Annotated in this window: 10 protein-coding genes and 1 riboswitch; of the genes, 4 read left to right on the plus strand and 6 right to left on the minus strand. The window is 69.4% G+C overall.

Features of this window, described 5'->3' with window-relative positions:
- Nucleotide 1 precedes the first annotated feature (1 nt).
- The 5 genes from ACLQ2N_RS00820 to ACLQ2N_RS00840 form a co-directional block, all read right to left on the minus strand.
- Complete coding sequence (locus tag ACLQ2N_RS00820) at nucleotides 2–1021, minus strand: ribonucleotide-diphosphate reductase subunit beta (protein ID WP_425808356.1); 1020 nt, start codon at nucleotides 1019–1021, stop codon at nucleotides 2–4.
- Nucleotides 1021–3432 carry a ribonucleoside-diphosphate reductase subunit alpha gene (locus tag ACLQ2N_RS00825; protein WP_425808357.1) on the minus strand — a complete coding sequence of 804 codons (2412 nt, stop codon included), beginning with the start codon at nucleotides 3430–3432 and terminating at the stop codon, nucleotides 1021–1023. Before ACLQ2N_RS00825 ends, ACLQ2N_RS00820 begins: the two co-directional genes overlap by 1 nt.
- 143 nt (nucleotides 3433–3575) lie before the next feature.
- Nucleotides 3576–3700, minus strand: a riboswitch (cobalamin riboswitch).
- A gap of 65 nt (nucleotides 3701–3765) precedes the next feature.
- Nucleotides 3766–5382, minus strand: a complete 1617-nt coding sequence (gene mctP / locus ACLQ2N_RS00830) for a monocarboxylate uptake permease MctP (protein WP_425808358.1) — start codon at nucleotides 5380–5382, stop codon at nucleotides 3766–3768.
- Nucleotides 5379–5633 (minus strand): DUF3311 domain-containing protein, encoded by a 255-nt coding sequence (locus ACLQ2N_RS00835; protein ID WP_425808359.1) that lies wholly within the window; start codon nucleotides 5631–5633, stop codon nucleotides 5379–5381. The genes mctP and ACLQ2N_RS00835 overlap by 4 nt, the downstream gene beginning before the upstream one ends.
- A gap of 238 nt (nucleotides 5634–5871) precedes the next feature.
- Nucleotides 5872–6642: a GntR family transcriptional regulator gene (locus ACLQ2N_RS00840; RefSeq protein ID WP_425808959.1), complete on the minus strand. Its 771-nt coding sequence runs from the start codon at nucleotides 6640–6642 to the stop codon at nucleotides 5872–5874.
- A gap of 281 nt (nucleotides 6643–6923) precedes the next feature.
- On the opposite strand from ACLQ2N_RS00840, the gene ACLQ2N_RS00845 reads away from it, so the two are divergent.
- From ACLQ2N_RS00845 to ACLQ2N_RS00860, 4 genes are all read left to right on the plus strand, one after another.
- Entirely contained in the window at nucleotides 6924–8222 is a 1299-nt protein-coding gene (locus ACLQ2N_RS00845; protein WP_425808360.1) for an extracellular solute-binding protein, read from the plus strand.
- Nucleotides 8223–8337: 115 nt separating this feature from the next.
- Nucleotides 8338–9351 carry a carbohydrate ABC transporter permease gene (locus ACLQ2N_RS00850; RefSeq protein WP_425808361.1) on the plus strand — a complete coding sequence of 338 codons (1014 nt, stop codon included), beginning with the start codon at nucleotides 8338–8340 and terminating at the stop codon, nucleotides 9349–9351.
- Nucleotides 9348–10211: a carbohydrate ABC transporter permease gene (locus ACLQ2N_RS00855; protein WP_425808362.1), complete on the plus strand. Its 864-nt coding sequence runs from the start codon at nucleotides 9348–9350 to the stop codon at nucleotides 10209–10211. The genes ACLQ2N_RS00850 and ACLQ2N_RS00855 overlap by 4 nt, the downstream gene beginning before the upstream one ends.
- Nucleotides 10212–10220: 9 nt before the next feature.
- The gene (locus tag ACLQ2N_RS00860; protein WP_425808363.1) at nucleotides 10221–11759 is read left to right on the plus strand and encodes a glycoside hydrolase family 3 protein; all 1539 of its coding nucleotides are present in this window, start codon (nucleotides 10221–10223) and stop codon (nucleotides 11757–11759) included.
- A gap of 73 nt (nucleotides 11760–11832) precedes the next feature.
- Here ACLQ2N_RS00860 and nagB read toward each other — a convergent pair whose 3' ends face one another.
- A complete protein-coding gene (gene nagB / locus ACLQ2N_RS00865) occupies nucleotides 11833–12618 on the minus strand; it encodes a glucosamine-6-phosphate deaminase (RefSeq protein WP_425808364.1) in 786 nt (261 codons plus the stop codon).
- Nucleotides 12619–12639: the final 21 nt, after the last annotated feature.

Below are 12639 nucleotides of genomic sequence, written 5' to 3' on the forward strand. Positions count from 1 at the left end.
GCTAAAAGTCGTCGTCGAAGGCGACCGTGCCCTCCACGGCCACCTGGTACGCCGAGGGGCGGCGCTCGAAGAAGTTCGTGAGCTCCTGGACGCCCTGGAGCTCCATGAACGAGAACGGGTTCTGCGATCCGTACACCGCCGGGAAGCCGAGCCGGGTGAGCCGCTGGTCGGCGACGCACTCCAGGTACGCGCGCATCGACTCGGTGTTCATGCCGGGCAGCCCCTCGCCGCACAGGTCGCGGCCGAACTGCAGCTCCGCCTCGACGGCCTCCTTCAGCATGTCGGTGACCTGCTGCTGGAGGGCGTCGTCGAAGAGGTCCGGCTCCTCCTTGCGGACCGTGTCCACGACCTCGAACGCGAAGTTCATGTGCATCGTCTCGTCGCGGAAGACCCAGTTGGTCCCCGTGGCGAGACCGTGCAGCAGCCCGCGCGAGCGGAACCAGTACACGTACGCGAAGGCGCCGTAGAAGAAAAGCCCCTCGATGCACGCGGCGAAGCAGACCAGGTTCAGCAGGAAGCGGCGGCGGTCGGCCTTCGACTCCAGCCGGTCGATCTTCTCCACCGAGTCCATCCACCGGAAGCAGAACTGCGCCTTCTCGCGGATGGACGGGATGTTCTCCACGGCCGCGAACGCCGCCGCGCGGTCGTCCGGGTCGGGCAGGTAGGTGTCGAGCAGCGTCAGATAGAACTGGACGTGCACGGCCTCCTCGAACAGCTGCCGCGACAGATACAGCCGCGCCTCGGGGGAGTTGATGTGCTTGTACAGCGTCAGCACCAGGTTGTTGGCGACGATCGAGTCACCGGTCGCGAAGAACGCGACGAGGCGCCCGATCAGGTGCTGCTCGGCGGGCGTCATCCTGGCGAGGTCCGCCACGTCCGAGTGGAGGTCGACCTCCTCCACGTGCCAGGTGTTCTTGATCGCGTCCCGGTAGCGCTCGTAGAAGTCCGGGTAGCGCATGGGCCGCAGGGTGAGCTCGAAGCCCGGGTCCAGCAGGTTCTTCTCGGTGGGGGTGGTGCTCATTACTGGCATGCCTCGCAGGACTCGGGGTTCTCCAGGGAACAGGCGATCGCGTCCGCGTCGGGAGCCTGCGCCTGCTGTACGGGGATGGGGGCGGCGGTCGACGCGGCCCCGGACGCGGCACGGGCGATCCGGGTCGCCGGACGCGACCGCAGGTAGTACGTCGTCTTCAGGCCCTGCTTCCAGGCGTACGCGTACATCGAGGAGAGCTTGCCGATGGTCGGCGTCTCCAGGAACAGGTTGAGCGACTGGCTCTGGTCGAGGAAGGGCGTACGGGCCGCCGCCATGTCGATCAGGCCGCGCTGCGGGATCTCCCACGCCGTGCGGTACAGCGCCCGCACGTCCGCCGGGACCCAGGCGAAGCCCTGCACCGAGCCGTTCGACTCCCGCAGCGCCTCACGCGTCCGCGCGTCCCACACGCCGAGCCGCTTCAGCTCGTCCACCAGATATCCGTTGACCTGGAGGAACTCACCGCTCAGGGTCTCCCGCTTGAAGAGGTTGGAGACCTGGGGCTCGATGCACTCGTAGACCCCCGCGATCGAGGCGATCGTCGCGGTCGGGGCGATCGCCAGGAGCAGCGAGTTGCGCATCCCGGTCTTCGCGATCCGGGCCCGCAGCGCCTCCCAGCGCTCCGGCCAGTTCAGCTCCACGGCGTAGTGGTCCGGGTGCAGCACCCCGCGCGCGGCCCGGGTCTCCGACCAGGCGGGCAGCGGGCCCGACCGCTCCGCGAGGTCGCAGGACGCCTCGTAGGCGGCGAGCATGACGCGCTCGGAGATCCGGGTCGAGAGCGCCCGGGCCTCGGGCGAGTCGAAGGGCAGCCGCAGCTGGAAGAAGACGTCCTGGAGACCCATGGCGCCCAGGCCCACCGGCCGCCAGCGGGCGTTGGACCGGCCGGCCTGCTCGGTCGGGTAGAAGTTGATGTCCACGACCCGGTCGAGGAAGGTCACCGCGGTCCGCACGGTGGCGTCCAGCCGCTCCCAGTCCATCGAGGAGCCCTTGACGAACGCGCCGAGGTTGACCGAGCCGAGGTTGCAGACGGCCGTCTCGCCGTCGTCGGTGACCTCCAGGATCTCGGTGCACAGGTTCGAGGAGTGCACCACCCTGCCCGGCTCGGCGGTCTGGTTCGCCGTGCGGTTGGAGGCGTCCTTGAACGTCATCCAGCCCTGGCCGGTCTGCGCCAGGGTCCGCATCATCCGGCCGTACAGCTCGCGGGCCGGCATGGTCTTGCGGGCCAGGCCCTTCGCCTCGGCCGCCCGGTACGCGGCGTCGAACGCGTCGCCCCACAGGTCCACGAGCTCGGGCACGTCGGCCGGGGAGAACAGCGACCAGGCGGTGTCCGCGTCCACGCGGCGCATGAACTCGTCCGGGATCCAGTGCGCCAGGTTCAGGTTGTGCGTGCGCCGCTGGTCCTCGCCCGTGTTGTCGCGGAGCTCCAGGAACTCCTCGATGTCCGCGTGCCAGGTCTCCAGGTAGACCGCGGCGGCGCCCTTGCGCCGGCCGCCCTGGTTCACGGCCGCGACGGAGGCGTCGAGCGTCTTGAGGAACGGCACGATGCCGTTGGAGTGCCCGTTGGTGCCCCGGATCAGGGAGCCCCGGGCGCGGACGCGGGAGTACGAGAGGCCGATGCCGCCCGCGTGCTTCGAGAGGCGGGCCACCTGGTGGTAGCGGTCGTAGATCGAGTCCAGCTCGTCCAGCGGCGAGTCGAGCAGGTAGCAGGACGACATCTGCGGGTGGCGGGTGCCGGAGTTGAAGAGCGTCGGCGAGGACGGCAGGTAGTCCAGCCGGCTCATCAGCCCGTACAGCGCGGCGACCTCGTCCAGCGCGCGCCCGGAGGTGTCCTCGGCGAGCCCGGAGGCGACCCGGAGCATGAAGTGCTGGGGGGTCTCGATGACCTGGCGGGTGATCGGGTGGCGCAGCAGGTAGCGGCTGTGCAGGGTGCGCAGTCCGAAGTAGCCGAAGCGGTCGTCGGCCCCGTCGGCGAGGGACCGCTCGACCAGGGCGTCCAGCGCCCCCGCGTGCAGCGTCACGAACTCGGCGGTCCGGTCCGCGATCAGGCCCTCGCGGTGGCCCACGGCGACGGACGCGGAGAACGAGGTGGCGCCCTGGCCCGCGGCCTCGTCCGCGATGGTCCGGGTGAGCAGGCGGGCGGCGAGCCGGGAGTAGGCGGGGTCCTCGGCGATGAGGCCCGCCGCGGCCTCGGTGGCCAGCGAGCGCAGCTCGGCCTCGTCCGACCGGGCGTTGCGGCCGCGCAGGGCGGCGGCGGCGACGCGTCCGGGGTCGGTGTCGGGCAGATCGGCGGTGAGGTCGGTCAGGGTCCGCAGCAGTGCGGTGCCCGGTCCGTCGCTCGCGGGTCCGGTGGCTTCGGACTCGGCCGTCTTCGGCGCTGAGGCCGGATCGGCTGGCGCGATGGTCACGTGGTGCTCTCCCTCGCTCGGCTCCGGTCCGGCGGGGAGCGCGGGGGCAGCCGGGCAGGAGGGGGCCCGGGCGGGGCGGCACTCCGTGCGGCGTCCACCGGCCCATCCCACGAGGCCCGGACGTCAGGGCATCCGGTTCGGTCGAGCCGGATGCGCTGTCGGCAGGTCCTCGGACTCCACGGATGCGCGAACGCGCACCGCATACACCGTTGCGGGACAGTTCCGGATTCACACCGGATTCCCCTGCGGCGACAGCGAGCATGAGCATACATGTGGGGGCCGCCCTGCCGGACGGCCCCCACATGTTGTGTCGCGTGCGGTAAAGGTGTGCGGTCAGTGACCGCCCGGCGCCCCCGCCGTGGCCGGCGGCAGCTTCTCCTGGACACCCGGGTCGCCCACGTCCCCGGTGTAGTCGCCCGGGGAGGTCTCGTCGGTGCCTACGGGCGCCTTCACGGCGTTCAGGACGAAGGTGAGGACGACGACGACCACGACGTTCAGCACGAAGGCGGTGAGGCCGATGTAGCCGATCTCGCCGAGGCCCGGGATCTCCTTGGAGGACCCGCCGAAGTGCTTCTGCGTCGGGCTGGCGACCCCGTACGCGGCAGCCGTCCCGTAGATCATGCCGGCCGCCCAGCCGGCGATCAGCGCCCAGCGGTGGAACCACCGGGTGAACAGTCCGCCCACCAGCGCCGGCATCGTCTGGAGGATCCAGATCCCGCCCAGCAGCTGGAAGTTGATCGCGACGGTCTTGTCCATGGTGAGGACGAAGGCGAGCGCGCCGACCTTGACCAGCAGCGAGACCAGCTTGGAGACCTTGGTCTCCTGCTCGGGCGTCGCGTCCGGCTTCAGGAAGTCCTTGTAGATGTTGCGCGTGAACAGGTTCGCCGCGGCGATGGACATGATCGCGGCCGGCACCAGGGCGCCGATGCCGATCGCGGCGAACGCCACCCCCGCGAACCAGTCGGGGAACATGTTCTCGAACAGCTGCGGGATGGCGAGCTGGCCGTTGTCCACCTTCACGCCGGCGGCGATCGCCATGAAGCCGAGCAGCGCGAGCAGGCCCAGCATCAGCGAGTACAGCGGCAGGATGGTGGTGTTGCGGCGGATCACCTCACGACTGCGGCTGGAGAGCGTCGCCGTGATCGAGTGCGGGTACATGAACAGCGCGAGCGCGGACCCGAGCGCCAGCGTGGCGTAACCCCACTGGCCGGCCGCAGCGGGCGCGAGACCGCCCGCGCCCGCCTTGGTGAACTTGTCCTGGGCGGAGGCGAAGATGTCGTCGAAGCCGCCCAGCTTGATCGGGATGTAGATGATCGCCACGGCGATGACCAGGTAGATCAGCCCGTCCTTGACGAACGCGATCAGCGCGGGCGCCCGCAGTCCCGAGGAGTAGGTGTACGCGGCGAGCACCGCGAACGCGATCAGCAGCGGCAGGTCCTTGACGAACCAGTTGGTGTTCTCGCCGCCGCCGACGCCCATCACGTCCAGCACCGCCTGGATGCCGACGAGTTGGAGCGCGATGTACGGCATGGTGGCGAGGATGCCGGTGACCGCGACGGCCAGCGAAAGACCCTTCGAGCCGAACCGGCCGCGGACGAAGTCCGAGGTGGTGACGTACCCGTGCTTGTGCGAGACCGACCACAGGCGGGGCAGGAACGTGAAGATCAGCGGGTACACCAGGATGGTGTACGGCACCGCGAAGAAGCCGGACGCGCCGGCCGCGTAGATCGCCGCGGGCACGGCGACGAAGGTGTACGCGGTGTAGAGGTCGCCGCCGAGCAGGAACCAGGTGACCCAGGTGCCGAACGACCGTCCGCCCAGGCCCCATTCGTCCAGGGTGGCCTCGTTCTCGGCCCTGCGCCAGCGGGCGGCCAGGAAGCCCATGACCGTGACGGCCAGGAAGAAGAAGATGAAGACGCCGAGCGCGATGCCGTTCACACCGTCCTTCATGCGGACGCACCCCCCTTGCGGGCGCGCTGGTCACGCTGCCACAGCTTGTACGCGATCATCGTGAGCGCGGTGGAGATCAGTACCCAGAGCATCTGGTACCAGTAGAAGAACGGGATGCCGATGAAGGTCGGGTCGATCTTCGCGTACGAACTCACCCAGAGCATCGCCACGAACGGCGCGATGAGGCACAGGGCGATGACCACCCGCATCGGTGTGACGGTGGGTGGCTTTCCTTCTGGTTCTTCCGGCATGGCGGCGACTCCGTCCCCTCGCTGATCACCTGTAATGCGCAGGAAATCTAGGCGAGGGACCAGGCCACCGTCACCCCCCGTCCGCATTGCGGTCCGGCAACGGTCTTCACGGACCGGTCGGATGGCCCCAATGGCGGCAAACGTCCGAGGGCTGGTCCGGGCCGAGCCCTGCCGGGGAGCGCCGAACGGCCCCCGGAGGCGGGTCCGGGGGCCGTTCGGGGCACGTGCGTACGAGGGGTCAGTCCAGCGGCCGCTTCAGGCGGGCCACGAACTTGTAGCGGTCGCCGCGGTAGACGGAGCGCACCCACTCGACCGGCTCGCCCCGCTCGTCCAGCGAGTGCCGGGAGAGCATCAGCATCGGCAGGCCCACGTCGGTGCCGAGCAGCCCGGCCTCGCGCGGGGTGGCCAGGGAGGTCTCGATGGTCTCCTCGGCCTCGGCCAGCCGGACGTCGTACACCTCGGAGAGCGCGGTGTAGAGCGAGGTGTACTTGACCAGTGAACGGCGCAGTGCGGGAAAGCGCTTGGCGGAGAGGTGCGTGGTCTCGATGGCCATCGGCTCACCGCTCGCCAGGCGCAGGCGCTCGATGCGCAGGACCCGGCCGCCGGCGCTGATGTCGAGCAGCCCGGCGAGCGTGTCGTCGGCGGTGACGTAGCCGATGTCCAGGAGCTGCGAGGTCGGTTCGAGCCCCTGGGCGCGCATGTCCTCGGTGTACGAGGTGAGTTGCAGGGCCTGGGAGACCTTCGGCTTGGCGACGAAGGTGCCCTTGCCCTGGATGCGTTCCAGCCGGCCCTCGACGACCAGTTCCTGGAGCGCCTGGCGCACGGTGGTGCGCGAGGTGTCGAACTCGGCGGCCAGGGTCCGTTCCGGGGGCACGGGGGTGCCCGGCGGCATGGTGTCCGTCATGTCGAGGAGGTGGCGCTTCAGCCGGTAGTACTTCGGTACGCGCGCGGTGCGCGTCCCGGCGCCCGCACCCGTCTCGTTCTCCGAACTGCCCCCGTCGGCGCCCATGGCCCGCCTTCCCGACTGCTGCGTTGCTGCCGTCACCGGCTCCTCCGTCTGTCGCGGCTCACATGGTGGCACGGTCCGGTCACGGCTCGTCGCCCTCCCTCAGGTGTCGGTCGTATAACGGACGCGAGTGCACTTCTTATACACCCTTGACACCCCTAAAGGTCTAGGCCAAGCTCCCGGTACTGGTCTAAACCATTAAAGACCAGGTCCCAGCCCCAGAGGTACTCGTCGACGTTTTCGCGCGGTGGGGAGGGGGTTGCAGCATCCCTGAGGAGGGTGGCGTGAAGCGCAAGCTCATCGCGGCGATCGGCGTCGCGGGCATGTTGGTTTCCATCGCGGCGTGTGGTTCGGACGACAAGACGTCCTCGAAGGACCCGAAGGACCGCAAGGAAGACCTGACTGTCTGGCTCATGGGCGAGGCCCAGTCGACCTGGCCCGAACTGGTCAAGGACGTCAACGCCCAGTTCAAGAAGAAGTACCCGAACGTCAACGTCAAGATCCAGTACCAGGGCTGGGCGGACAAGGTCAAGAAGCTCGACACCTCCCTCGGTGGCGACAAGTTCCCGGACGTTGTCGAACTCGGCAACACCGAGACCATGCAGTACATCCTCAACGGCGCGCTCGGCGAGATCGACACCTCGAAGTACGAGAACTCGGACACCTGGATCAAGGGTCTGAAGGACACCTGCTCCTACGAGGGCAAGATCTACTGCGTTCCTTACTACGCCTCCGCCCGCCTGGCGGTCTACAACAAGGACATGCTGAAGGCCGGCACCGGCAGCGACGTCCTTCCGCAGACCGAGGACGACTTCCTCAAGGCCATGGACAAGGTCCAGGCCCAGCTCGCGAAGAAGGACAAGCGCGCCTCGTCCCTGTACTACCCGGGCCGTTACTGGTACGCCGCGATGTCCTACGTCGCAGCCGAGGGCGGCCAGATCGCCAAGTACGACGAGGGCTCGAAGGAGTGGAAGGCCACCCTCTCCACCCCCGAGGCGCAGAAGGGCATCCAGCACTTCGTCGACCTGGTCAAGAAGTACAACAAGGCCGACCAGACGAAGGACGAGCAGGACCACGCCAACGTCATGGCCAACGAGAAGGCCGCGGTCATCTACGGCCAGGCGTGGGAGGCCGGCAGCGTCACCACGGGTGACAACGGCAACCCGAAGCTCGACGGCAAGATCGCCACGGCCGGTATGCCCGGCCCGAACGGCAAGGCGCTCCCGTCCTTCATCGGCGGCTCCGACCTCGCCACCATCTCCAAGTCCAAGGTCCAGGACCTCGGCCAGGAGTGGATCTCCCTCTTCACCAACGCGAAGTCCATGGACGTCCTCGCGTCGAAGAACATCCTCCCGAACAACGAGAAGCAGCTTGAGCCGCTGAAGGCCAAGCCCGAGACGGCCGCCATCGCCAACGCGGTGCCGGACGCCTGGTTCACGCCGATCGCGCCGGGCTGGGCCTCCATCGAGAAGGAGGAGATTCTGGAGAACATGCTCCTGAAGATCCTCAAGGGCACGTCCGTCGCCGACGCCACCAAGAAGGCGGACAGCGAGATCGACGCACTGATCAACAAGAAGGCGTAAGTCTTCCGATCGCCAGGCGGGGGCCCGGCATCGCGCCGCGGCCCCCGCTCCCTTCAGCTCAAGAACGCCGTGTTATCCGGGGGCTGCCTCGGACCCGCGATGGAAGGTCAGCCACGTGACTGCCGCCGATACCAAGGCCGCCGGGCCACCGGTCCCCGTACCACGTGATCCCAAGGCGGACGGGAGCCCGCTGTCCGATGAGGGCGGCGTCGCTCCCCTGAAGCAGAAGAGGAAGCGGAAGAAGGGGGAGCTGCTGCCCTACTTCCTGATCCTCCCGGCGATCGTGGCGATCGCCGCCGTCTACCTCTACCCGCTCGCCAAGACCGTCATCATGTCCTTCCAGGACATGGGCCGGCGCGAGCTGTGGACCGGTGATCCCGCACCCTGGGTCGGCTTCGACCAGTTCACCAACATCCTCGGTGACTCCGAGTTCTGGTGGGTGACCTTCCGCACCGTCGTCTTCATGACCGTCTGCGTGACGCTGACCATGGGCATCGGCCTTCTCATCGCCCTGCTGATGCGCCGGCTGTCCAACTGGGTGCGGCTCATCCTGACCTTCTGCCTGATCGCCGCCTGGTCGATGCCGCTGATGGTCGCCGCCTCGATCTTCCGGTTCATGGCCGACTCCGACTACGGCCTCATCAACACCCTCATCGCGAAGGTGGTGGGCGAGGACTGGCTCGGCCACAACTGGTACCTCGACCCGGTCCAGGGCTTCGCGATCATCACGCTGCTGGTCGTCTGGGGAGCCATCCCCTTCGTCGTCGTCACGCTGTACGCCGCCCTCACCCAGGTCCCCCAGGAACTGGAGGAGGCCGCCTCGCTCGACGGCGCCACCAGCTTCGGCATCTTCCGCTACGTGACCTGGCCGGTCATCAAGCCGGTCTTCAGCATGGTCTCCACGCTGTCGGTGATCTGGGACTTCAACGTCTTCGGCCAGATCTGGCTGCTGCGCGGCAGCAAGCCCGAGCCGGAGTACGAGACCCTCGGCCTCTACTCCTATTCCAAGGCATTCGAGTCCACCTCCTTCAGCCAGGGCACCGCGATCGCCCTGATCACGGTGATCCTGCTGTCCGCGGTGGCCGTGTACTACCTGCGCCAGCTCATGAAGACGGGAGAGGTCGAATGAGCACCACGACCGACACACCCCAGGTCCTGCGCCCGGACCGCAAGAAGACCCGGGCCGGCCTGAACATCCTCGGCCTCGGCATCGCCCTGGTCATGGTCTTCCCGGTCTACTGGCTGGTCGTCAGCGCCCTGCGGCCCAGCCGCGAGATCCGTTCGTACGACCAGACCCTGTGGCCCTCGTCGATCACCTTCGACAACTTCGTCAAGGCCGTGGACCAGCCGAACTTCGGCACCGCGGTCCAGTCGAGCCTGATCGTCTCGATCACCGCCGTCGTCGGCGGCATGATCATCGCCACCCTGGCGGCCCTGGCCATCGGCCGGTTCCGCTTCTTCGGCCGCAAGGCCCTGGTCCTGATCATGATCCTGGTCCAGATGCTGCCGCCCACGGCGATGCTCATCCCGATCTACGCCCAGCTCAACGCCATGGGCGGCATCGACGAGTACTGGAGCCTGATCGTCGTCTACCTGGTCTCCACGCTGCCGTTCGCGACGATCATGATCCGCGGCTTCGTGGTGAACATCCCGGTGGAGCTGGAGGAGTCCGCCATGGTGGACGGCTGCACCCGCTTCGGCGCCTTCCGCCGCGTGATCCTGCCGCTGCTCGCCCCCGGCCTCGCCGCCGCGTCGATCTTCGCGCTGGTGAACGCCTGGAACGAGTACCTCTTCGCCTACATCCTGATCAACGACAACTCCAAGTACACGCTCAACGTGTGGCTGATGACGTTCACCAGTGAGCGCGGTACGGACTACGGCGCCCTGATGGCGGCGTCCACCATGATCGCTCTTCCGGTCGTCATCTTCTTCATGTTCGTGCAGAAGAAGATGGCCGCGGGGCTCACCTCCGGCGCCGTGAAGGGATAACGCCGCCCCATGACCACCCTCACCTCCACCACGGACACCCTCACCCGTGACGCCCTCGCCGTGCTGCAGCCCGGCTTCACCGGCACCACGGCGCCCGAGTGGCTGCTGCGCCGGGTCGGCGAAGGGCTCTCCTCCGTCGGCCTGTTCGGCCGCAACATCGAGACGCCCGAGCAGCTCGCCGCGCTCACCGCCCAGCTCAGGGCCGAGCGGGACGACGTGCTCGTCGCCATCGACGAGGAGGGCGGCGACGTCACCCGCCTCGAGGTGCGGCACGGCTCGTCCTTCCCCGGCAACCTGGCGCTCGGCGCGGTGGACGACACCGAGCTGACCCGCGCCGTCGCCCACGAGCTGGGCCGCCGGCTCGCCGAGTGCGGGGTCAACCTCAACTGGGCCCCGTCCGCGGACGTCAACTCCAACCCGGGCAATCCCGTCATCGGCGTCCGCTCCTTCGGCGCCGACCCGCACCTGGTCGCCCGGCACACCGCCGCGTACGTCGAGGGCCTCCAGGCCGCCGGTGTCGCCGCCTGCACCAAGCACTTCCCCGGGCACGGCGACACCGCGGTCGACTCGCACCACGCGCTGCCCCGCATCGACGTCGACCTGGAGACCCTGCACGCCCGGGAGCTCGTCCCGTTCCGGGCGGCCATCGCGGCCGGCTCCAAGTCGGTGATGAGCGCGCACATCCTGCTGCCCGCTCTCGACCCGCACCGCCCGGCCACCCTCAGCCCCCAGATCCTCACCGGTCTGCTGCGCGAGGAGCTGGGGTACCAGGGCCTCATCGTGACCGACGCCGTGGAGATGCAGGCCATCGCCTCGACGTACGGGATCGAACGCGGCTCCGTCCTCGCCGTCGCGGCCGGTGCCGACGCGCTCTGCGTCGGCGGCGGGCTCGACGACGACAGCACCGTCCTGCGGCTGCGCGACGCGCTGGTCGCGGCGGTGCGCTCCGGTGAACTTCCCGAGGAGCGGCTCGCCGACGCCGCTGCCCGGGTCCGCGCCCTCGCGTCCTGGACGCGGGAGGCCCGGGGGGCCGTACGGGAGCCGGGCGCGGCAGCACAGGAGGGGACCGCGCCCGGCACCGCACGGAGCACCGGCATCGCCTCGGACATCGGCCTGGTCGCCGCCCGCCGCGCGGTCAAGGTGACCGGCGAGGCCGCACCGCTCACCGGCCCGGCGTACGTGGCCGCCTTCACCCCGGTCGCGAACATCGCGGTCGGCGACGAGACCCCCTGGGGACTCGCGGCCGAGCTGGGCCGGCTCGTCCCGGGCACGGAGACCGACACGTACGACGGCGCCTCCGAGGCCCCGGCCGAGGCCGCGCTGCGGGCGGCGGGGGAGCGGCGCGTCGTCGCCGTGGTCCGCGACGTGCACCGCCACGCGTGGATGAGCGAGGCCCTGGAGGCGCTGCTCGCGGCGCGTCCGGACACGATCGTGGTCGAGATGGGCGTCCCCCAGGCCGCGCCCCGGGGAGCGCTGCACATCGCGACGCACGGCGCCGCCCGCGTCTGCGGCCAGGCGGCGGCGGAGATCATCACGGCCTCCGCGTAACCCGCGCACGCGAGAGGGCCGGGACACCACCACGGTGTCCCGGCCCTCTCGCGTAACGCGGAAACGCGAAGGACTACAGCCCCTGCCAGGCCGGCTTCGCCGCGTACGTCGCGCGGAAGTAGTCCGCCAGCTTCAGCTTCGACGCCGCGGCCTCGTCCACGACCACCGTCGCGTGCGGGTGCAGCTGGAGCGCCGAGGCGGGCACGATCGAGGCGACCGGCCCCTCGACGGTCGCGGCCACCGCGTCGGCCTTGCCCTCGCCCGTCGCGAGCAGGATCGGGTGGCGGGCCTCCAGGATCGTGCCGATGCCCTGGGTGATGACGTGGTGCGGCACCTGGTCGATGTCGTCGTCGAAGAAGCGCGCGTTGTCGACCCGGGTCTGCTCGGTGAGCGTCTTGATCCGGGTGCGGGAGGCGAGCGAGGAGCAGGGCTCGTTGAAGCCGATGTGCCCGTCGGTGCCGATGCCCAGCAGCTGGAGGTCCACGCCGCCGGCCTCGGCCAGCGCCCTGTCGTACGCCTCGCAGGCCGCCTGGACGTCCTCGGCGGAGCCGTCGGGGCCCATGAACGCGGCCTCGGAGAGCCCGAGCGGTTCGATCACCTCGCGGAGCACCACGGAGCGGTACGACTCCGGGTGGCCCGCCGGCAGCCCGACGTACTCGTCCAGCTGGCAGACGCGGGCGCGCGAGGCGTCCACGGCGCCGGAGCGGACCAGGCCGGCGAGGGCCTGGTAGATGGGCAGCGGGGTAGAGCCGGTGGCAACGCCGAGAAGGGCGTCGGGCTTGCGGCCGAGCAGGGCGCCGATGGCCCCCGCGATCAGTTCGCCGCCTGCCTTGGCGTCCGGGACGATGACAACTTCCACGCGGGGCCTGCCGATCCGATC

The organism is Streptomyces sp. DT224 (genome assembly GCF_049844595.1).
Classification (GTDB): Bacteria; Actinomycetota; Actinomycetes; order Streptomycetales; family Streptomycetaceae; genus Streptomyces.

Bases quoted from the DNA above. Each gene is read 5' to 3' on its own strand.
- ACLQ2N_RS00835 (WP_425808359.1), bottom strand. From the start codon at position 5,633: ATGCCGGAAGAACCAGAAGGAAAGCCACCCACCGTCACACCGATGCGG.
- ACLQ2N_RS00820 (WP_425808356.1), bottom strand. From the start codon at position 1,021: ATGAGCACCACCCCCACCGAGAAGAACCTGCTGGACCCGGGCTTCGAG.
- ACLQ2N_RS00855 (WP_425808362.1), top strand. From the start codon at position 9,348: ATGAGCACCACGACCGACACACCCCAGGTCCTGCGCCCGGACCGCAAG.
- ACLQ2N_RS00840 (WP_425808959.1), bottom strand. From the start codon at position 6,642: ATGGGCGCCGACGGGGGCAGTTCGGAGAACGAGACGGGTGCGGGCGCC.
- mctP (WP_425808358.1), bottom strand. From the start codon at position 5,382: ATGAAGGACGGTGTGAACGGCATCGCGCTCGGCGTCTTCATCTTCTTC.
- ACLQ2N_RS00860 (WP_425808363.1), top strand. From the start codon at position 10,221: ATGACCACCCTCACCTCCACCACGGACACCCTCACCCGTGACGCCCTC.